The following is a 22,116-nucleotide window of genomic DNA, read 5'->3' on the forward strand; positions in this document are numbered from 1 at the left end:
ACTTACATCAAATGCCCACACTTATCGACTGTTAATTGTTAAAGAACTGTATTCGGTTACTGCTTTCGCGCTATCGACAAAGCGTTGTGTTTGTCAGCTGCGAAGAAGGAAGAGTATGAAGCATTTCGCTACGTCCGTCAACTCCTTCTTTTTCTCGTCTCACTCGGCATTTGCATGCGTCGTTCAGCGAGGGGGCGAATTATAGCCGTGCCCTGCACACCCCGCAAGCGCTATTTTTGCGCCAGATCAAAGGCAATAGGCCTGGCACCGCAATTGCTTATATGAACACATGCACCGACCACCGAGGGGAGCAACTCTGGGCCAGGCAGCAACACTGGGGATAGCCCGGTTCGCTTTGCTTTGCTCCCATCTGTGACAGGTGCTACATTATGGAACACTCTCGATATTCAAAAGAGCGCCGCAGTACAGGGCCCAACGGAGGCAACGAGATCATGTATCAACCGTCAGCTACTTACCGTAGCGCACCGTTTTCGTCCATCGCGGACGCGAACATTTTGCCGGCAGGACAGGACAACGTCCCCGTCATCATTGAAACTTCCCACCAGCGTTCCGTCGCCTTTGGCCTGTCGCCCACGGCCACGCCCGACTTCACGCCGGCGGGCAAGTCCGACCTGTCCTTGCTGATCGAGCAAAACCGCATGCTGCACACGCACGCGCTGCCGGCCATGGAAACCCTGTACCAGCAAATCGTCAACACGCACAATATGGTGATTCTCACGGATGCCAACGGCGTGATCGTGCATTCGCTGGGCGACGATGATTTCCTGGAGAAAGCCAACCGGGTCGCCCTGCAGCCAGGCGTGGCGTGGTCGGAACAGAGCCGCGGCACGAATGCCATCGGCACGGCGATCACGGAAAAAGTACCGACATTGGTCCATGCGGACCAGCATTACCTGGCCGCCAATCATTTCCTGACGTGCTCCGCGGCACCGATCACCGACCACCGGGGCAACGTCATCGGCGTGCTGGACGTCTCGAGCGACCAACGCAGTTTCCACAAGCATACGATGGCTCTCGTGCGCATGTCGGCGCTGATGATCGAAAACCAGCTGTTTTCCGCCACCTTCGAAGACGCCATCACCGTGCACTTCCACGCGCGCCCCGAATTCATCGGCACCTTAATGGAAGGCATCGCCTCGTTCACGCCGGGCGGACGGTTTTTATCGGCCAATAAAAACGGCTTGTTCCAGCTGGGCCTGTCATTTGCCGCCCTGCAATCACATACCTTCAGCTCCCTGTTCGGCTTGCCAGTGTCCGCCCTGTACGACCATTACCGCACTGCCGCACCCGGTTTGCTGAACCTGTGCATGCACAGCGGCGTGCGCGTGTATGGGCGCGCGCAGTTGCGCCTGTCCAATAGCGTCTTCCAGCACGGCTTTACTGCCAGCACCGACCATAGCGATATCAATGCCGTGCCGGCCCAGATTCCCGCGTCCGCCAGCCATGCGGCCAACGCGGCGCGGCGCCTGTCCGGCTTGCGCTACCTGCGCACGGGCGATCCGCAACTGGAACTGGTGATCGAAAAGGTCAACAAGGTGCTGGGGCGCGACATCCCCATCCTCGTCATGGGCGAAACGGGGACCGGCAAGGAATTGCTGGCGCAAGCCATCCACAACGACTCGCCGCGGGCCATGGGACCGTTTATTGCCGTCAATTGCGCATCGATCCCGGAAACCCTGATCGAATCCGAACTGTTCGGCTATGAAGACGGCGCATTTACAGGCGCGCGCAAGAAAGGCGCGATAGGCAAGATCTTGCAAGCGAATGGCGGCACCCTGTTCCTCGATGAAATCGGCGACATGCCGTTTGGCTTGCAGGCGCGGCTATTGCGCGTGTTGCAGGAACGCATGGTCACGCCCCTGGGCAGCAGCAAATCGATCACCGTCAACGTGGAACTCATTTGCGCCACGAATCACAACTTGCGCGAACGCATGGCCAAGGGACTGTTTCGCGAAGACCTGTATTACCGCCTGAATGGCCTGGTGGTAAAACTGCCGCCGCTGCGCGAACGCACGGACCTGGACACGGTCGTGAAAAAAATCCTCGCAACAGAAGCGCCCGACACGCGCTACACGGTGGCGCCGGACATCCTGCGCATGTTCCACCAGCATAAATGGCCAGGCAATTTCCGCCAGCTGACCAATCTCTTGCGCACGGCCATCGTCATGGCGGGCGACGAGCATGAAATCTGCTTGCGCCACATGCCTGATGATTTCCTCGACGATATTGAGATGACGCAAGCGACTGCCGCCAGCGCCAGCACGGACCGCATGATCGCCGCCGGCGCCAATCTGGAAGAGATGGAGCAAAGCGTGATCCTCAAGTCGCTCGATGCCCACGGCGGCAACGTCTCGGCCACAGCGCGGGCCCTGGGCGTGTCGCGCAACACGATCTATCGCAAGGTGCCGCACCTGAAATAGCCTAGAGTAAACGGAAAAAACCGGGCGACATCGCGCGCCGGCCCTGCTTGTCGATGGTCATCAGGTCGACGCCCTCCATGTGTGCGGCCATGGCATGCGCGCGTGCGGCTCCTGTGACCATGAAGGTGGTCGACAAGCCATCGGCCAGCAAACCCGTGGGCGCCAGCACCGTCACGCTGGCCAGTTCACGCGGCGAATCGCCCTTCGATGGGTCGAAGATGTGGTGATGCGCGAAGTCGGGCGTGAACGTGCATTCGTAGTCGCCCGACGTGGCCACGCTGCGCCCCTCCACTTTCAAGGTGGCCGCCAGGATTTCCGCGTCGCGCGGATCCTGGATGCCCAAGGTCCACGGACGGCGCACGCCACGCTGCCCACGCGCAACGAATTCGCCCGTATCGAGCAGCGCGTGCCGTATGCCGCGCGCCTGCACGGCTGCCAGCGCCATGTCTGCCGCGTAGCCTTGCGCCAGGCCATTCAAGGTCAGCGCCATGCCCGGCTGCAGAAAACGCACTTCCCGGCTATCCCACGCCAGTTGCCGCCAGCCTACCCGCGCCTGCGCCGCGCGGCGCAAGGTGTCCGTCGGCAAGCTTGCCTGGTCTGCCGCCGCGCGAAACAGCTGCCACAAAGGTTGCACCGTAATATCAAACGCCCCATCGCTCCATTGCGACAAAGCATGCGCCTGCGCCAGCACGGCCAGCAAATGCGCATCCGGCCGGGCCAGGCGGCCGTCACGGTTCAGCTGGAAGACTTGGCTGGCCGGGCTGTAAATGCTCATCAGGCGGTCGATATTCCTCGCTGCATGCAAGGCGTCCTCGATGGCCAGTTCGGCTTGGCGCTGATCGTGATGCAACACGGTGACGGCGATGGTCATGCCAAACGCCAGCGCGGCACCGCGATAAGGGCGCACGCCGGACGCCGTGGCCGTGCCCCGCGCCATACTGCCCGGCAAAGACAAGCCCGCCATGCCGGCCACGCTGCCGATGGCGGCGGAAATAAACGTTCTACGCTGCATTGCTGCTCTCCTCTGGCGTGGCCCGGACGATGGGAATGGTACGGGCACGCTTGATTTCCAGCATCAAGGGCGCGCATTTTTCATCGCTGGCGTAAATCACCACGCAATCCATGCACTGGAAACACTCGCCATAATCGACTTTCCCGCCAGGCGCGATGGCGTGGTACTCGCAACGGTGGCGGCAAGTCTGGCAAGGCGTGCCGCACTCCTTGCGACGGGGAATCCAGTTGAACAGGCGAAAGCGTCCCAGCAGCGCCAGCGCCGCGCCAAACGGACACAGGTAGCGGCAAAAGAATTTGTAGGAAACACTACTGAGCAGCAGCAAGCCCACGGCATACGCGACGAAGGGCCAGGCCCGCACGAAATTCAGGGTAATCGCCGTCTTGAACGGTTCCAGTTCCACCAGCTTGTCCGTGATCTGGCTGGAAAAAACGCTGCTGCCAAGAATGGCCGCCAGCAAGCCATACTTGATCCATTTCAAGCGCCCATCCAGGCGCGGCTTGATTTTCCATTGCGGCAAGTGCAGCCACTGGCCCAGCTTGCCCGTGAATTCCTGCAGGGCGCCAAACGGACACAGCCAGCCGCAAAACGTGCCGCGCCCCCAGATCAGCAGGCTGAGCAGCACGAATGCCCACAGGATCACCGTCATCGGGTCGAACAGGAAAAAGCCCAGGCTGCGCCCCGCCAGCAGGGCCTGGATGACGCCCGTGATGTTGACGATCGATAACTGCCCTTGCGCGTAATAGCCGATGAAGCCGATGGTAAACAACAGGAACAGGCGGCGGAACCAGATAAATTGGCGGCCCTCGCGCACGAGGCGTTTCTGCCAGGCCAATGCGCCGGCCAGCAGCGCCAGCCCGGCGAGCAACAGCAGCAACTCCGTCTTGCGCCCTTTCCACGTGCCGCGCCACGTGGCATCGTCGCCTTGCGGTGCCGTATAAAAATCAGCCGGCAGGCGGTAATTGAAATCCACATTGCGCGCGATGCGTTCCGGATACACGATACCCTTGCTGCGCGTGATCGGTAGGGTAAAAGCCAGCGGGCTGGCCGCATCGAGCCCCGCCTGGCTGATGACGCGCAAGACGGCGACATTTTCCGTCGGCAACAGCGTCGTATCCGACAATTGCAATTCCAGGTCCAGGTCCAGGTCCAGGTCGCGCATGTCGATGGGCAAGCCATCCTGCTTCAGCAATAACCGGTCCGGCACGGTGCCGCGCACGAAATCGTCGCCCAGCACGCTGTAGCGACCACGCGACATGACGAGGATGGCGTGGTCGCCTTCGTCCAGCCGGTTGCGCAATTTGTTCCAGCTGCGTTCCGTCAACAGATTGCGCCCCACGCTGGGCACGGACACATACGCCAGGTACAGGTCGATAAACACTTCATCCGGCGCGCGCGTGGCTTCACCATCGAGGCCCGCGCCGGGACTGCCGGCAAACAGGCTTTCAATCTCCTTGTTGCTCAAGCGCAGATGCTGGATCAAGCCCTGCTTTAACATTTGCGCGACATCAAGCTTTTCGAACACGTCCATGCGGATGCGCGTGATCTGATCCGGGTCACGGCCTTGCGCGAAGCCAAGTTTTTTGCGCGACACTTTCAAGGCCGACGCCAGCACGCTCTGGTTGATGATGCGCACGGAAGCCGTGGCCTTCGACACGCCATCGATATCGGCGTGCGTGGCGTCCGTGGCGCGTTTCTTCCTGGCATCGATGGCGATATTCTGCTTCAGCGACAGTCCCTGATACTGTTTGACGAACTGGAATAAAGGCGCTTCGCCCAGGCCATCGAGAAACACGGGTTCGTGCTGCGACAGCACGGCCACGTCGAGAAAACTCCCTTGGGGATTGATAGCGATCAATAAATTGACGGGAACGCCGGAAAAGCCGGGAATCGGCGCCAGGTCCACGGATTCAAAAACGTAACCGACCAGCTCCGTGGCCGTGGCGTTTTGCCGGAACAATGGCCAGACGGGCAAGTCGGTCTCCTTGTCGCCCACGACGATGGGAGCAGGAAAACGCCGCGCCAGCTCGGCCTTGGCGAGCACGCCCGCCCACGCCTGTCCCAGGATAAACAGGAATAGCCAGCATCCGATGAACAACCGCATTATCCGCATGCACCACGCTCCGTGCGGCGCCTTGTCGCAAGGCGCCGCGTTCATGTATTAGAAGAAAATAATGCCGCCCAGGGACACGCCATTCATCTTCGCTTCGCCGCCCGTAAAGCCTTTCGAGCGCGTCTGGCCCAGTTCGCCCACCAGGGTGATCGCGCTGTTGAGCGAGTAATACGCGCCCAGGGTCAGGTTGGCGTTCGACTTCAAGCCGCCCGTGCCGGCCGTGTTGTCGTCGTTCTTGCTGATGCCGTAGGACAAGCCCAGTTTCAGCTTGTCCGTCGTCTTGTACGTGCCTTGCAGCAACCAGTTCTTCGACTTGGTATCGCCCTGGTCCGCATCGGACAGGATGCCCAGCCCCTTGCCACCCTGGAAGTTGAGCAGCACGCCAGCCGGGCCCATCTGGTACGAGCCGCCCACTTCCACGCCGCGCATGGTCAAGTCATCGACGCCCGGCGTTTTCGACGTGAATTTTTGCGACTTCACGCCCAGCCAGGCTTTCAAGCTTTCCTGCGCATACGTCAGCTGTGCCTGCACTTGCGGACTCGACTTTGAAGAATAGGTCGAGCCTGCCACGATGGGCGTATCGGAGACGGGGCTGACCAGCGCCACGTCGGCGCCAAAGCCGCCCGACTTCGGCGAGCTGTACATGATCTGGCCATAGTTGCCCAGATAGGTGTAGCCGGCGCCGATATGGCCCAGGGTCACCCGGCCCCGCTGCGTCGCCTGCACGGGTGCGCCTGAACCCAGCAAGGTCATGTCGGACAAAATCGCATTCGCGCCGAAGATGCCATAGTCGCGGCCCAGCTTGAAAGTGCCCATGTGTTCATTGCCAAACGTAAAGAATGCCTGGCGCACATCGACCACGCTGTTCTGGCTGATGGCGCTGTCCGTGGCCGTCGAGTTGTAGATGCCGATCAAGGCTTTCACGTCGTACTCGCCCAGCCGCGAACTTGCCGAGGTGATCAAACCATTCGGCAGCAAGCCATTGCCGATGGTCGTGCGGTCCTTCTCTCCACCGCAACCGAGCGCCTGGCCGCCCAGCGCCAGCCCGCCCACCGTATCGCCCGAACACGACACTTGCGTGTAGTAGGCGTTGACGATGCCGCCCACCGACACGGTCCAGTCGCCAGCCTTGATATCGACGGCTTGCGCCTGTCCCACCGCTGCGATTGTCATGACACCGAGGCTCCCCAGCTTGATCAATGTATTCATTGCTTCTCCTCTTTCTTCTCTGTTTTTAGTGTGCACACCAGTGATTGATGTACCTCAAGCTTTGGCAATAAGCGTGCCCAGCGCGACCCAGAGGGAGAAAGAGAAAATACGTATTTGACTTGTGCAGCAGCGGATCAATCGCCACTGTCGGTGTTCATTTATTGACCGCAAGCAGGCATATCGGGCATCCAGATAAACAAAAAACTGACGGCCTGGGCCGTCAGCAAAAAGAAAACACCCGGCGGACAGGGAGACACCCATCCGAGTGGCCCGGATGCTTCACCCCGTTACTTCGATGCCAGCTTGAAGACCCACACGGAACCGCCCTGTTCCAGGAAGTTGACCTTCTTCGCCACCTCGCCGCCCCACAGCGGCACGGCGCCACCCCAGCCGGACACGACGGCAACATATTGCGTGTCGCCATCCTGCCAGGTGACGGGCGGCGCCACGACGCCAGAGCCCGTCTGGAATTTCCACAATTCCTTGCCCGTCTTCGCGTCGACGGCTTTCAGGAAGCCTTCCGGCGTGCCGTAGAACACCAGGTTGCCGGCCGTACTCATCACGCCACCCCACAGCGGCGCGTTGTTCTTGATTTCCCAGACGATCTTGCCCGTCTTCGGATCGACGGCGCGCATGGCGCCGATGTAGTCGTCAAACAATGGCTTGATGGTGAACCCCGCGCCGAGGAAAGCGCCGCCCTTCTTGTAGCTGATCGGCTCGTTCCAGATATCCATGCCCCATTCGTTCGCGGGAACGTAGAACAGCTTGGTTTGCGGCGAGTACGCCATCGGCATCTGGTTTTTGGCGCCGAGAAAAGCGGGCGCGGCAAACACGGTCGTGCCCTTCTTGCCTTCCTCTCCCTTGGTGGGGTCGCCAGGGCGGCCGGCGGCAATGAAATTCGGCCGTCCCGTCTTCAGGTCGATACTGCTGGCCCAGGTGATTTTCTTCACGAATGGAAAGGCGTTCTGCAGCTTGCCCGTGTTGGCGTCGATCACATAGAAGAAGCCGTTACGGTCGGCCTTGCCGCCATAGCGCTTGCCATCCATGTCAAAGGTGACGAACTCGTTGGCGCCATCGAAATCCCAGGCATCGTTCGGCGTGTTCTGATACGCCCACTTGATCTGGCCCGTTTTGACGTCCAGCGCCACGGTGGATGACGAGTACAGGTTGTCGCCGGGACGCAAGTGGCTGTTCCACGGCGCCGGGTTGCCCGTGCCAAAGTAGGCGAGCTTGGTTTGCGGATCGTAGGTGCCGCCCATCCAGGTCGAGGCGCCGCCCGTTTTCCACAGGTCGCCCGGCCACGTCTTGTTCGCCGTGCCGGACACGCCGTTGTCGATGGCCTTGCCATCCTTGTCATAGCGGTGACCCATATGACCTTCCACCGTCGGACGGCTCCACACGAGGTCGCCCGTCATCGGATTGCGCGCTTCGACCCGACCCACGATGCCAAATTCCCCGCCCGACACGCCCGTCAGCAGTAAGCCTTCGGCGATCAGCGGCGCGGCCGTCATCGAGTAGCCGGCCGCGTAATCGTCCACTTTTTCTTTCCAGACGATCTTGCCCGTATTCTGGTCCAGCGCCACCAGGTAGGCGTCCAGGGTGCCGAAAATCACCAGATTGCCATACAGGGCTGCGCCGCGGTTGACCACGTCGCAGCACGGCATGATGCCGTCCGGCAAGCGATGCTCATATTTCCACAGCTTGGCGCCCGTTTTCAAGTCGACGGCAAAGATGCGCGAATACGATGCCGTGACGAACATCTTGCCGTTGTGAATCAACGGCTGCGATTCCTGGCCCCGCTGTTTTTCGCCGCCGAACGAGAACGACCACGCTGGCACCAGCTTGGCCACGGTCTTGTCATTGATCTGCGTCAACGGCGAATAGCGCTGGCCTTGCGTACCCATGCCAAACGACAGGACGCTGGCCGGATTCTTCGCCGTGCTGTCGAGCATGGCATTGGTGACATTGCCCACGTCGGCCGCCTGGGCCAGCGATGCCAAACCCAAACCGATGAGTATCCCCATGATTTTTTTCTGCACAATCATCTCCCTCTGTTTTATTAGTATGTGTGTATCAAGTCTTGCGGTGCTCATGCGGCTGGGCATGCAACAGCGCGCACTCTTCATCGGTGAACAGGCGCGAGCGCGTCAAAAAGCGCTTGCCCGTGCCGTTGTCGAGTGAAAACATGCCGCCATTGCCATCGACCACATCGATAATCAACTGGGTATGCTCCCAGTACTCGAATTGCTCGAGTCCCATGTAGAACGGTGTGCCATTCAAATTGCCGAGATAAATGTCGGTGTCGCTGACATCGAACTCGCCCAGCGCGTAGCACATGGGCGCACTGCCGTCGCAGCAGCCGCCCGACTGGAAAAACATCAGCGGGCCGTGACGCTGGCGCAACTTGTCCATCATTTCCAGCGCCGCATCGGTGGCGACCACCCGGGCAATTGCTGCACTCATGGCATCCCTTTCTGCGCGCCGCGCCTGGACTGCAGGCGCGGCGCCTGTTGCCGGTTTAGAAGAAGCCCAGCGCTTTCGGGCTATAGCTCACCAGCAAGTTCTTCGTTTGCTGATAGTGGTCGAGCATCATCTTGTGGTTTTCGCGGCCGATACCCGATTGCTTGTAGCCGCCGAACGCGGCGTGGGCTGGATACAGGTGGTAGCAATTGGTCCACACGCGACCCGCCTGGATGGCGCGGCCCATGCGGAAGGCGCGCGAACCGTCGCGCGTCCACAGGCCGGCGCCCAGGCCGTACAAGGTATCGTTGGCAATCGCCAATGCGTCGGCCTCATCCTTGAAGGTGGTCACGGACACGACGGGTCCGAAGATCTCTTCCTGGAAGATGCGCATCTTGTTATTGCCCTTGAACACGGTCGGACGCACGTAATAGCCGCCTTCCAGGTCGCCCGCCTGCGTATTGCGCTCGCCGCCGGCCAGCACTTCCGCGCCTTCCTGGCGGCCGATATCGAGGTAGGACAGGATTTTTTCCAGCTGCTCCTGCGACGCCTGGGCGCCGATCATGGTGGCAGAGTCGAGCGGATTGCCCTGCTTGATGGCAGCCACGCGTTTCAAGGCCCGTTCGATGAATTTCTCGTAGATCGATTCCTGGATCAGCACGCGCGATGGGCAGGTGCACACTTCACCTTGATTCAGCGCAAACATCGCAAAACCTTCCAGGCACTTGTCGAAATATTCATCATCGGCATCCATCACGTCTTCAAAGAAGATGTTCGGCGACTTGCCGCCCAGCTCCAGGGTGACGGGAATCAGGTTTTGCGCCGCATAGCCCATGATCAAACGGCCCGTGCCCGTTTCACCCGTAAAGGCGATCTTGGCGATGCGCTTGCTCGACGCCAGCGGCTTGCCCGCTTCCAGGCCGAAACCATTGATGATGTTCAGCACGCCAGGCGGCAGCAGGTCGCCGATCAGCTCGATCAACACCATGATGGAAGCCGGAGTCTGCTCGGCCGGTTTCAAGACGACGCAATTGCCGGCGGCCAAGGCCGGCGCCAGTTTCCACACGGCCATCAGGATAGGGAAATTCCACGGGATGATCTGGCCCACGACGCCCAGCGGCTCATGGTAGTGATAGGCATAGGTTTCCGCATCGATTTGTGCGACGGAACCTTCCTGGGCGCGGATGCAACCGGCGAAGTAACGGAAATGGTCGATGGCCAGCGGAATGTCGGCATTCATCGTTTCGCGGATCGGCTTGCCGTTGTCGATGGTTTCCGCCGTGGCGATCAGGCTCAGGTTCTGTTCGATGCGGTCGGCGATGCGGTTCAGGATATTGGCGCGCTCGGCAGGCGAAGTCTTGCCCCATGCCTCCTTGGCGGCGTGCGCGGCGTCCAGCGCCAGCTCGACGTCTTCCGTCGTGGAACGGGCGATTTCGCAAAACGGCAAGCCCGTGATCGGCGTGATGTTAGGAAAGTATTCACCTTTTACTGGTGCAACGAATTTGCCGCCGATGTAATTGTCATAGCGTTGTTTGAAGGGATTGGCTACGCCCAGTTTGCTGATGTCTGCGAGATTCATGTCGTCCTCTATCGGGTTAATTAGAATGGAAATACTTAATTAAAATCAAACGTCCTGGTACAGATGGGGTGAGTACACGGAGTCTTCCGCAAATGCCGTGCCAGCTCGCCATCCCACTACAAACTTAGCCGGTTTTGCCCCCGTTACAAGGGCGTGGCGTCAATCCCGGCCCGCTTTTCAGCGCATGCCCCGGACTTGGGTGGGGGCGTGGCTCTGTTTGCGTTTTGAACAAGGTGGCAGCATCCTGTTCCAATCCGGGCCAGCCCTGCTTTGCCGCCACGCCGCCGCTGCACAATGGAACAGGTGTACCAGACTGGAACACCTGCGCCTGTGCCATGAAGGAATCAACGAATCACCACGCCCCATGGCAATTCACCCACGGCAATATCGGCCACCTTGCGCGCGCTGGCCGTGTCGATGACGGACACGCTGTTCGAGCGGCCATTGGCCACGTACAGCTTGGCGCCGTCCGGCGTGATGGCCATGTTCCACGGGCGCTTGCCGACGCCAATCGTGGCCGTGACCTGATTGCTGGCCGTGTCGATCACCATCACCGTTCCGTCGATACCGTTCGAGACATACACTTGCTTGCCGCCGGGATGGACGGCGATGCCATTCGCATTCTTGCCCGCTGGAATGGTGGCAATCGCCTTGCGCGCGGCCATGTCGATCACGTAGACGGCATTGACCAGTTCGCACGCCACGTAGGCGCGGCCCGAGTCCGGGCTGAAACCGATGCCGCGCGGACGCAGCCCCACGGCGATGGAAGCGACCTGCCGGCGTTGCGCCACATCAATGACATCGACTTGCTCCGCCTCTTCCGCGCTGACCAGCAGCCAGCGCCCATCCGGGCTGAAGACGGCGTGTTCCGGATTGCGTCCCTGCACCTTGATATCGGCGAGCAAGGTACCTGTCTGGCCATCGAGCAAGGCCACGCTATTGTTTTCCTCGACGGCCACAGCCACGTGACTACCGTCTTGCGAGGCGCTGACGCCTTCGGGCGACTTGCCCAGCGCCACCGTGCGCACGGGCGCACCGCCAGCGTTATCGATCAGCAGCAAGGCGCTGCTGGCGGCATCCGTGACAAACAATTGCCGCCCTGTGGGATCGGCAGCGATGCCGCGCGGACGCTTGCCTGCGGCGATCTGGCGCACCACCTGGTCGGTCGCCGTGTCGATCACACTCAAGGTGCCCGACTTTTCATTGGGAACATAGGCAAAGGGAGCGGCATGGACCGCGGTGCTGACGAGCGCCGGCAGCAGCCAGCACACCTGGCGCAAGCGCGAGAAGAAGTTGGGCATAATCACCTTTTCAATGGCAAAACGAGGGAAAAGCGCGCCGCATCGGCGCCTCTGACAATTACCGTATGCAAACGCCGTGCCACTGACACGCGTATAATTTCAGCCCACCAATGGAGACATGGCAGGCATATTGCTTGATACACCTACGCAGACCTGTACCGCGCACGCGATCAAGCAGGCTTTTATTCACATTGGAGAATCCGCATGCAGCATCGTTTCCGCCTGAACACCATCGCCAGCCTGTTTGTCGCCGGCAGCGCCACCCTCGCCCCTCACGTCTTTGCCGCCGAGGCAGCTGACCCGGCCAATGGGCAATTCATGGATACGGTGGTCGTCAGCGGCAGCCGCATCGCCCACCCCAGCCAGGAAGTGCCGGCCTCGATCGACGTGGTCGACAGCGCCCGCATCCAGGATGGCCAAATCCGCGTCAACGCGTCGGAAGCACTGGCCGCCGTGCCGGGCCTGGTCGTGCAAAACCGCCAGAACTACGCGCAAGACTTGCAAATCTCGTCGCGCGGCTTCGGCGCCCGCTCGGCCTTCGGCGTGCGCGGCGTCAAGCTGATCAGCGATGGCATTCCCGCCAGCATGCCCGACGGCCAGGGCCAGGCCGCCACCTTCAACCTCGATACGGCCGAGCGCATCGAAGTGCTGCGCGGACCGTTTTCTGCCATCTACGGCAACCATTCGGGCGGCGTGATCCAGCTGTTTTCCAAGGATGGACAAAATCCCCCTTCCGTCGAGCTGAATGTGACGGGCGGCAGCTACGGCACCAGCAAGGTGGACTTGACGGCGCAGGGTCAGGCAGGCGGCATCGGCTACGTGCTCGACGGCTCGCGCTTCCGCACGGACGGTTTCCGCGACCACAGCGCCGCCACGCGCGAACAGGCGTTCGGCAAGATCACCGTCAAGCCCACCGCGGACAGCAAACTGACCATCGTCGCCAACAGCCTGCACCAGGGCAACACGCAAGATCCCCTGGGCGTCACCTGGCCCACGTTTGCCGCCAACCCGCGCGCCGGCGAAATCGACACGACGGACACGCAAAACCCGAAACGCACCCTGGCCGACCGCTACAACACGCGCAAGAGCATCGACCACCAGCAGATCGGCGCCACTTATGAACAGTCGTTCGGCGATGACCGCCTGCACGTGATGGTGTATGGCGGCAACCGCGACGTGATCCAGTACCAGGCGTTTAATAAAGCATTCCAAAATACCAAAGTGGACGGTCTACTTAAGCATTCGGGCGGCGTGGTCGACTTCCAGCGCCAGTTCTATGGCATCGACACCAACTGGCTGCACGTGAACCAGTTGGCCGGCGGCAAGCTGAGCACCACCATCGGCATCGACTATGGCCGCTCCAGCGATGACCGCACCGGCTATGAGAACTATATCGGCGAAGTGTACGGATTGAAGGGTAAGCTGCGCCGCGACGAGCAGGATGTCGTCTCCAGCCTCGATCCGTATATCCAGGCGGAATGGCAAGGCGGCCCGTGGCTGCTCAGCGCAGGTGTGCGCTACAGCAAGATGAAAGTGGCGGTCGACGACCATTTCCTCAGCAACGGCAACGATAGCGGCAGCCTGGAGTTCAGCCACACGACGCCGGTGCTGGGCCTGCTGTATAAACTGACGCCGAACGTCAACGTCTATGCCAGCGCCGCGCGCGGTTTCGAAGCGCCCACCCTAAATGAACTGTTTTACTCGGGCACGGGCGGCGGCTTCAATTTCAACTTGAAGCCGGCCACCAGCACCAACCTGGAAGCGGGTGTCAAGGCCAGGATCGCCAACAACACGCACGTGAATGCGGCCTTGTTCCAGATCAAGACCAACGACGAACTAGTGGTCGACAAGTCCAGCGGCGGGCGCACCAGCTATCGCAATGGGGGTAAAACCTTGCGCCAGGGCATGGAAGTGTCGCTGGATTCGAACCTGCCATATGGCTTCACGACAAAAGTGGCGCTCACCAGCCTGCACGCCGTGTATGACCAGGCATTTGGCGGCGTGCGCGAAGGCAGCCGCTTGCCGGGCGTACCCAGCGCTAACCTATTCGCTGAACTGGCCTGGAAAGACACGCTCGACCGTTTTGGCGCAGCGCTGGAAAGCGTGGCCAGCAGCCAGGTCTACGCGGAAGACAGCAACATCGAAAAACCGGCGCCCGGCTACACGGTATTCAATGCGCGCGTCAACGCCAGGCAAAACGTGGGCAATTGGCGCTTCAAGGAGTTTGCCCGCCTGAACAACCTGTTCGACAAGACCTACGTGGGTTCCGTCATCGTCGGCGACAGCAACAAGCGCTACTATGAAGCGGCGCCGGGACGTAATTGGTTGCTGGGCGTTAGCGCCCAATATAGTTTCTAAAACTAAAAAGCCCGCGCCTCTTCCGATGCGCGGGCTTTTTTGTCATTCAACATGGCCTGCTATGGCCGTGCTTCCTTCACCCCATATTTCTCGAAGATGGCTTTCAATTCGCCGCTGGCCGCCATTTCGTTCATGGCTGCCTGCAGCAACTTGCCCACGTCGAGCTGCTGGCGGCTGACGGCCAGGCCCACCGCCCAGCCCGCACGCGGCAGGCGGGCGAACGCCACTTCGCTCATGGGGAAAGCGGGATCGCTTTTCAGTACCGATTCGATTTCCGAACGGTTGGCCAGCACGGCGTCGAGCTTGCCCGCCTGCAATTGCTGCAAGGCTTCGGCTGCCGTATCGAAGATGCGCACGTCGTCGCGGTACTTGCCATTGTCTTCGCCCAGCATCAGCATGGCCGCGATCGACACCTTTTCCACGCCGATGCGCTTGCCGGCCAGCGAGGCGACGCCATCGAATTGCGGCACGGCTTGCGCACTGCGCGCCAGGCGCACGGTTTCCACGTAGTATGGCGCGAAGATCTCGACCTTGTCGTTGTCCGCCATCAACTTCTTGTCGACCGGCACATGCAACATCACATCGGCGGGGCCATAACCGAGGTAATGCCCCTTCCACACCATATTGCGCAAATCGTCGTTGAGGTTTTCGCCGGCGGGAAATGGCAGCAAGCTCAGTTTCAGCCCCAGCTTTTTCGCCAGCGCTTCGGCAATATCGATATCGATGCCCGTACCCTTGTCAGAAAACGGCGCGAATTCGTTGTACACAGCCACTTTCAGGCTGCCCGACTGCTGCACCTTTTGCCAGTCGGCGCGCGCCGGCGCGGCGGCGCATAGCGCCAGGCAAGCGAGCGAGATCATCGCGCGCGCGCCCCGGAATTGAATTGAACGCATGGGACTCCTTCGTGATCAGTTCGACTTAATTCGACTCGCGGCGCGTTTCCAGATAGGTCTTGATGGCCCACATGGCTTCCTGGTTGAACACGCCTTCGAACGGCGGCATGTACACGGCGCCATTGCGCACTTTACCGTGGCGGATGGTGGTCAGGTAGTAATTGTCCGTTTCCTTGTAGCACGCCTGTTTCTTTGTCTCATTCTTGATACCGAAGCAATCACGGTCCAGCTGGCGCAAGTCGGGCGCGATGCCGCCGGAGATGGCTTCGATGCCGTGGCAACGGGCGCAATTCTGGTTGTAGGCCGATGTGCCTACCGTCAAGGCCAGTTTGTTGCCCCGATACGGGTTTTGCTCGAGCCACTTGTCGCCCACCTTGGGCAAGCCCGTGGTATCGACACCTTGCGGCGTGACATTGCCGTGCGCATAGGCATGCGGCAAGGTCAGCAGGGAAGTGAGGGCAACGGCGCCGGCGGCGGCCACGCCGAGCAGGGTACGAATGGAATAGGTCATGCTGGTCTCCTTGGTTTTTTAGTCAATACCAAAGAAGAGCAAATGCCATGCCATGCACATATGCCCCACATCCGGCCGGCCATGTATCAATTTGGAACAGCTGCAACACGTAGTTGTGTCAGCGCGCGCCTCAGGCGGCGGCCACCGTGCAGATGCTGCCGCGCGCCTGCTGCTCGAAAGTGATACGCACGGGCAAAAATCGGGCAATCACCTCCGCATTCGTCAGCGCATGCTGCGACACCTTGTTGCAGCTGAAGGTACCGCCGCCCGCCAGCGCCATGGGCAGCAAGAGCTGGTCGGCCAGATGCTCGCCGACGGCCGCGTCCGTCTTGAGATAGGCGCGCACCTCGTTCAACAGGCGCTTGGCCACGGACTCGGCCAGCAAGGACTTTTCGCCGAACGAAGTAAACACTTCCGTGACATGCTCATGCTCCAGGGTCAGCAGCAGGACGTTGCCCGGCCCCTGCTCCGCCGGCAAGCCGACGAGGCGCAGCTGCTTGCCGCTCCAGCCCATACCGCTGGCGACACGCTCGAGCTCGCGCTGCGCCACCTGCACATGCACGCCCGCCACCACGCTTTCCGCATACCCCGCCTTCCGTTCACCGCGCTGCAGCAGTTGAATCGGCTGCAAGCGCCGGCACGGTTGCACGGTGGCCGTCACCTCGCCGCCGCCCGCAGGATGAAAGCCGTAGCGTTGCAGCGCGATCTCCACCTCGGCGCCCATCTGCTGCAGGATGCGGCCATACGCGCGCTGCAAAAAATGCACGGGCGGCGCCATGGCATTGTGCGTGCCGCCAGTGATGCGCACGGTGGATGGCCCATCCGCATGCAGCAGAGCCGGCAGCAAGGTTTGCAGCACCAGGGTGCAGCTGCCGGCGCTGCCGATGGCAAAGCGGTAATCGCCGCCGCGCAGGGGGCCGGGCACGAATTCCAGACTCGACGCGCGCAGCGCCACCGGCGTCGTGCGCGCCCCGCAAATGGCGGTTGCCGCCTGCACGGCCAGCAGATGCTGGCGCAGCAAGCCGGGCTTTTCCCGCCCCGCGCGAATGTTAATCAGGCGAAACGGTTGCCCCGTGATCATCGACAGGCTCAGCGCCGAACGTAAAATCTGTCCGCCGCCTTCGCCTTGCGCTCCATCTATTTCTATCATCTCTATTTTCTCTCTCTTATCCTTTGACGCAGACGACCTGCTTCAAGATATGCACGACATCGACCAGCTCGCGCTGCGCCAGCATCACCGCATCGATATCCTTGTAAGCCATCGGGATTTCATCGATCACGTTTTCATCCTTGCGGCATTCCACGCCTTGCGTGGCGCGGATCTGGTCATCCAGGTTGAAACGCCGCTTCGCTTCCGTGCGGCTCATCGTGCGTCCCGCGCCGTGGCTGCAGCTATGGAAACTCTCGGCATTGCCCTTGCCGCGCACGATAAAACTCTTCGCACCCATGGAGCCGGGAATGATCCCCAGTTCACCCGCGCGGGCCGACACGGCGCCTTTGCGCGTGATCAATACATCCTTACCGAAGTGGTGCTCCTTCTGCACATAGTTATGGTGGCAGTTGACGGCCTCCACGTGCGTCTGGAACGGTTTATGGATGACCGTGCGCACGGCGGCGATCAAGTTCTGCATCATCACTTCGCGGTTGTTGCGGGCGAAACGCTGGGCCCAGCCCACCGCTTCCACGTAATCGTCGTAATGCTGCGTTCCCTCGGCCAGGTAAGCCAAATCCTGGTCGGGCAGGTTGATGAAGTGGGTGCGCATATCCTGCTTGGCCAGTTCGATGAAATGGGTGCCGATGGCATTGCCCACGCCGCGCGAACCGGAATGCAGCATGAACCATACGGAACCCTGCTCGTCGAGGCACACTTCGACGAAATGGTTGCCGCTACCCAAGGTTCCCAGGTGGCGGTAATTGTTCGTATTTTTCAGCTTTGGCGTTTTCAGGCAAATCGCATCGAATTCATCCTTCAATTGCAGCCACGCCGCATCGACCACCGATGGCGGCGTATGCCAGGAACCTTCATCGCGGCCGCGGTGGCCGCGCGTCTTCGGCGACATCCCGTGCGGAATGGCGCGTTCGATGGCGCTGCGCAGCGGTCCCAGGTTATCGGGCAGATCGTTCGCCGTCAGCGTGGTTTTCGCCGCCATCATGCCGCAACCGATATCCACGCCCACGGCCGCCGGAATCACGGCGCCCAGGGTGGGAATCACGCTGCCGATGGTCGAGCCCTTACCCAGGTGGACGTCGGGCATGACGGCGATATGCTTGTAAATGAACGGCAGGGTCGCCGTGTTGCGCAATTGTTTTTTAGCCGCTTCTTCGACAGGCACGCCACGCGTCCACATTTTCACTGGACGGCTGCCTTCGGTATGCAGGACTTCGTATTCTTCGTTTTTCATCGCTATTCTCTTCTTCTATTGTATAGGGGGTGATGACCAGGGTTGGTGAAACAGTTGCCGACGTATCGGCCCAGGATGTAGTTCCACCGGCATTCATCAGTACGACAACCCGACAAGGGGGGACAGGATTTCTGGCAGACGCACTGCGCCTGCCAGGCCGGTTTGACGCGGCTGATCGATGTAATCCTGTCGGCATTCGGGGTACTACGGCGCATGACAAGCGTGGACAGGACGTCTTTTATGTAGTCCTGTCCGCATTCATGCGCTTTGCTTCAACAAGCTGGTGCCGCGATATCGATGGCGGCGATTTCTCCCACCCAGTGGGCGGGGTCCAGCCGGCCGGCGGCAAAGGCGGCGATGATCTTGAAGACGTCGTCGGAAAAACCGCCGATATTCAGAATATCCTCGCGCTCCATCGCCTGCGTGGTGGCATGCGGCGAAATATCGATGCACACCAGTTTTGCTTGCGGATTGCGCTGCTTGAAGACATTCCACTGTCCCATCGTCGCCGTGGCGCCGCTGCGTTTGGCGTCGATCCACGATTCGTTATCGGACACATAGATCACCAGGTCGGCCAGCTCCTTCCTGCTGTTCATGCGCAGCAGCGGCGCGCTGCAATTGGTACCGCCGCCACCGATGGCCGCCAGCCTGGCCGCGTTGCTCATCACGCTATCATCCGCGCCGAGTCCGCACTGCACCACGCTGTGCTCGAACGGCAGCACCATGGCATCCGGATTCTTGCGCAACATGGCCGCCGCCACCAGCGCCGCCACATCGATGCAGCGCACGCTGGACGTGGCGCTGACGCGAAAACCACTGACGGGCGAGGACATCGAACCGGAAACATCGGGGCACACCACCACCTTGCCAGCGATCTGCGGCACGTTCAGCAGCGATATTTCGAGCGCCTGTTCCAGCGCTTCGCGCACGATGGCCGGCACATGCTCGCCGGCCGCCATGCAAGCCGACATCAGCTGGTACGGAAACACCCGTGCCCGGCCAATCGCCTCGGGATCGCGCAGCTTGGCGGCGATCAGCTCCGGCATGCCGGCTATCGCATACACGCCGTGGCGGCCAAAGGTATTCAGATTCATGCGCACCATCTGCCAGCTGCCCTGGCGGGCGATCTGCGCCCAATCCTGTGCGCTCAAGGGCAGCGCCGTCAGCATCTGGAAGGGCACGTCCGGTATCGTTTGCGCTGGATCAAGCTTGTAAGCTTCGAACGCGGCCAGCGCCGGCGGCAAGGCCGCGGCATCGTACGGCTTGCCGATCAGCCAGGCGAAGAAGGCCGCGCGCCACGCTTCCTGCGGTTTCGGATGCACCATCTTGACCACGTCGGCCAGCGATGGCGCATTGCCCACGGCCGCGGCCAGCAATGCTTGTTCCGACGCGCCGTTCAGCCATGCCTGCACCAGCTTTTTCGGACGCGATCCCAGCGACTTGCGGCCCACTGCCCCCGAGCGCATGATTTGCACGAAGTTACGCAGCATCTTGCCGTTGTTAATCACACGCTGAAAGGCCGGCGCACATTCCGCGGCGCCCTGCCCCGCCAGCATGGCCACCAGCAAGGCCGGCATGTCTTTCATGTAGCCCCGTTCGCGGCAGTACACGGCCGTCTGCGCAATGAAGGCCGGCTCGACCGCCTGGCACAGCTCGCGTACTTTCGCCAGTTGCGCTTCGGCGCCGGCATAAAACGTCGCATTCAGGCAACCGGTGGCCGCGTACTGCGCCAGCTGATGCCGGGGCGTCAGCGCGTAAGCGGATGCGCCTTCGGCATTGCGTGCCAGCGCCGCTGGCATGGTTGCTGTCTGTTGCGCGCTCTGGAATAACTGGGCGTTGGCCATTTTTCGTCCCTCTCTGCTCTCTACGTTTATCTCGTTGGTATCTCCTCTATTGCAAGCGCTGTGCCAGCTTTCAATATTTCCTCAAAAATTCCCATAACTCATTGATTTTATTAAATAATATTTAAATACAAGCTGTTCACTGAAAATATCCCTGTCACTGCAATTTGGAATACAATTATCTTTTCAGATAAATTTTTATCCCAGATATGCAAGCAAAACGCACCGTCGTCATCGGTTTTCTCGGTACGCAGCTCGACAATGGCAGGGGAGCGGCACGCTGGGAAAAGTGGCGTCCCAGCATCGCCCTGACCCAGCACGAAGACAAGATCATCGACCGCTTCGAGTTGCTGTACGCGGGCAGCCAGTTCGACAACCTGGTACGCCAGGTGTCGCAGGATATTGCCAGCGTCTCGCCTGAAACCAGGCTGATCTCCCATGAACTGCCCATCAGCGATGCCTGGGACTTCGAGAATGTGTATGGTGCGCTCTATGATTTTGCCAATAGCTACCCCTTCGATCCGGACAAGGAAGACTATTGGATCCACATCACCACCGGCAGCCACGTGGTGCAGATATGTATGTTCCTGATGACGGAAGCGCGCTATTTTCCCGGCCGTCTCGTGCAAACGTCGCCGCCGAAGCGCCAGGCCACCGGCAATCCCGGCAGCTACGCATTGATCGACCTCGATCTGTCGCGCTACGACCAGATTGCCCAGCGTTTTACGCGCGAGCAGGCCGAAGGCGTGGCCTTCCTGAAGTCCGGCATCGCCACGCGCAATGCGAAATTCAATGGCATGATCGATGAAATCGAGCGCGTCGCCATCAAATCGAAAGCTCCCATGCTGCTGATGGGACCTACCGGTGCCGGCAAATCCTTCCTCGCGCGCCGCGTGTATGAACTGAAAAAATCGCGCCACCAGATCGATGGCAAATTCATCGACCTCAATTGCGCCACCCTGCATGGCGATGGCGCAGCCTCCACCTTGTTCGGCCATATCAAGGGTTCCTTCACAGGCGCAGGCTCGGATCGGCCCGGCTTGCTGCGCAGCGCGCACAAGGGCTTGTTGTTTCTCGATGAAATCGGCGAACTGGGGCTCGACGAGCAGGCCATGCTATTGAAAGCGATCGAGGAAAAACGCTTTTTCCCCGTCGGTGCGGACACCGAGGTGCAAAGCGACTTCCAGCTGATCGCCGGCACCAACCGGGACCTGGGCAAAGAAGTGATGGCCGGCCGCTTCCGCGAAGACCTGTATGCGCGCATCAACCTGTGGACATACGAATTGCCGGGCCTGGCGCAGCGACCGGAAGACATCGAACCGAACCTGGAATACCTGCTGACACAATACAGCGCGGAAACGGGCGAACGCGTGCGCTTCAACAAGGAGGCACACGAACGTTTCATGCGTTTCGCCACCCTACCCACCTCGGCATGGAAGGGTAATTTCCGCGATTTATCCGCCGCTGTCACGCGCCTGGCCACCCTGTCGGAAGCGGGCCGCATCACGGATGGCGTGGTCGAAGAGGAAATCAGACGCCTGAAACGGCTATGGCAGCATCATGACAAGCCTGCCGGGGGCATGGAAATCGACCTGGCCGATATCATGGGAAGCGAGGTAGCCGCGCAGCTCGACCTGTTTGATGCGCTGCAGTTGCAGGCAGTGATTAAGATTTGCCGGCAATCGAACAATATGTCCGATGCCGGCCGTACCCTGTATGCCGTATCGCGCGCGGCGAAAGCCAAACCCAACGATGCAGACCGGCTCAAAAAATACCTGGCCCGCTTTGACCTTGATTGGGATAGGGTCTGCCAACTTAATTAAATGAAAAAAGCAGCGCTTAGCGCTGCTTTTTTTACGCCTATCTGCTGACAAAACCGCCAGACGTAAAAAAACCCCAACCGGATCACCGGAAGGGGTTTTTTCGAATAACAAGCCTGACGATAACCTACTTTCACACTGGTTGCAGCACTATCATCGGCGCAAAGTTGTTTCAC

The 22,116-nt window shown here is 60.4% G+C and carries 15 protein-coding genes; 3 read left to right on the plus strand and 12 right to left on the minus strand.

All coding sequences use genetic code 11. The annotated features are described in order from the left end of the window. The first annotated feature begins 452 nt into the window (after positions 1-452). A complete protein-coding gene (locus O3299_RS27900) occupies positions 453-2,441 on the plus strand; it encodes a sigma-54-dependent Fis family transcriptional regulator (protein ID WP_253192795.1) in 1,989 nt (662 codons plus the stop codon). 1 nt (position 2,442) lies between these two features. Here the strand turns inward: O3299_RS27900 and O3299_RS27905 are convergent, their stop codons facing one another. The 7 genes from O3299_RS27905 to O3299_RS27935 form a co-directional block, all read right to left on the minus strand. Next, positions 2,443-3,453: an FAD:protein FMN transferase gene (locus O3299_RS27905; RefSeq protein WP_305063667.1), complete on the minus strand. Its 1,011-nt coding sequence runs from the start codon at positions 3,451-3,453 to the stop codon at positions 2,443-2,445. Continuing rightward, a complete protein-coding gene (locus tag O3299_RS27910) occupies positions 3,443-5,557 on the minus strand; it encodes a 4Fe-4S binding protein (protein ID WP_305063668.1) in 2,115 nt (704 codons plus the stop codon). The genes O3299_RS27905 and O3299_RS27910 overlap by 11 nt, the downstream gene beginning before the upstream one ends. Positions 5,558-5,614: 57 nt before the next feature. Then, complete coding sequence (locus O3299_RS27915) at positions 5,615-6,775, minus strand: porin (protein ID WP_305063669.1); 1,161 nt, start codon at positions 6,773-6,775, stop codon at positions 5,615-5,617. A 287-nt stretch (positions 6,776-7,062) separates the two neighbouring features. Then, positions 7,063-8,799 carry a PQQ-dependent methanol/ethanol family dehydrogenase gene (locus tag O3299_RS27920; protein WP_251351978.1) on the minus strand — a complete coding sequence of 579 codons (1,737 nt, stop codon included), beginning with the start codon at positions 8,797-8,799 and terminating at the stop codon, positions 7,063-7,065. A gap of 49 nt (positions 8,800-8,848) precedes the next feature. Continuing rightward, positions 8,849-9,238 carry a DUF779 domain-containing protein gene (locus O3299_RS27925; protein WP_034756816.1) on the minus strand — a complete coding sequence of 130 codons (390 nt, stop codon included), beginning with the start codon at positions 9,236-9,238 and terminating at the stop codon, positions 8,849-8,851. Between the two features lie 55 nt (positions 9,239-9,293). Next, positions 9,294-10,814 (minus strand): aldehyde dehydrogenase, encoded by a 1,521-nt coding sequence (gene adh, locus O3299_RS27930; protein WP_305054751.1) that lies wholly within the window; start codon positions 10,812-10,814, stop codon positions 9,294-9,296. A 344-nt stretch (positions 10,815-11,158) separates the two neighbouring features. Further along, complete coding sequence (locus O3299_RS27935; protein ID WP_305054750.1) at positions 11,159-12,115, minus strand: beta-propeller fold lactonase family protein; 957 nt, start codon at positions 12,113-12,115, stop codon at positions 11,159-11,161. 204 nt (positions 12,116-12,319) lie between these two features. On the opposite strand from O3299_RS27935, the gene O3299_RS27940 reads away from it, so the two are divergent. Continuing rightward, on the plus strand, positions 12,320-14,473 hold the full coding sequence (locus tag O3299_RS27940) for a TonB-dependent receptor (RefSeq protein ID WP_305063670.1): 2,154 nt from the start codon (positions 12,320-12,322) through the stop codon (positions 14,471-14,473). Between the two features lie 59 nt (positions 14,474-14,532). Here O3299_RS27940 and O3299_RS27945 read toward each other — a convergent pair whose 3' ends face one another. The 5 genes from O3299_RS27945 to O3299_RS27965 form a co-directional block, all read right to left on the minus strand. Further along, positions 14,533-15,366 carry an ABC transporter substrate-binding protein gene (locus O3299_RS27945; protein WP_305058129.1) on the minus strand — a complete coding sequence of 278 codons (834 nt, stop codon included), beginning with the start codon at positions 15,364-15,366 and terminating at the stop codon, positions 14,533-14,535. Positions 15,367-15,391: 25 nt separating this feature from the next. Next, complete coding sequence (gene pedF / locus O3299_RS27950; protein WP_035824926.1) at positions 15,392-15,877, minus strand: cytochrome c-550 PedF; 486 nt, start codon at positions 15,875-15,877, stop codon at positions 15,392-15,394. A 130-nt stretch (positions 15,878-16,007) separates the two neighbouring features. Beyond that, entirely contained in the window at positions 16,008-17,027 is a 1,020-nt protein-coding gene (rtcA, locus tag O3299_RS27955; protein ID WP_289907495.1) for an RNA 3'-terminal phosphate cyclase, read from the minus strand. Between the two features lie 16 nt (positions 17,028-17,043). After that, the gene (locus tag O3299_RS27960; RefSeq protein WP_289914089.1) at positions 17,044-18,279 is read right to left on the minus strand and encodes an RtcB family protein; all 1,236 of its coding nucleotides are present in this window, start codon (positions 18,277-18,279) and stop codon (positions 17,044-17,046) included. A gap of 272 nt (positions 18,280-18,551) precedes the next feature. Continuing rightward, on the minus strand, positions 18,552-20,123 hold the full coding sequence (locus tag O3299_RS27965; protein WP_305054746.1) for an RNA-binding protein: 1,572 nt from the start codon (positions 20,121-20,123) through the stop codon (positions 18,552-18,554). A 206-nt stretch (positions 20,124-20,329) separates the two neighbouring features. Between O3299_RS27965 and rtcR the strand changes: the two genes are divergently transcribed. Then, a complete protein-coding gene (gene rtcR, locus O3299_RS27970) occupies positions 20,330-21,943 on the plus strand; it encodes an RNA repair transcriptional activator RtcR (RefSeq protein ID WP_305054745.1) in 1,614 nt (537 codons plus the stop codon). Positions 21,944-22,116: the final 173 nt, after the last annotated feature.

The sequence above is a fragment of the Janthinobacterium sp. SUN176 genome (assembly GCF_030587335.1).
Lineage (GTDB): Bacteria > Pseudomonadota > Gammaproteobacteria > Burkholderiales > Burkholderiaceae_D > Janthinobacterium > Janthinobacterium kumbetense.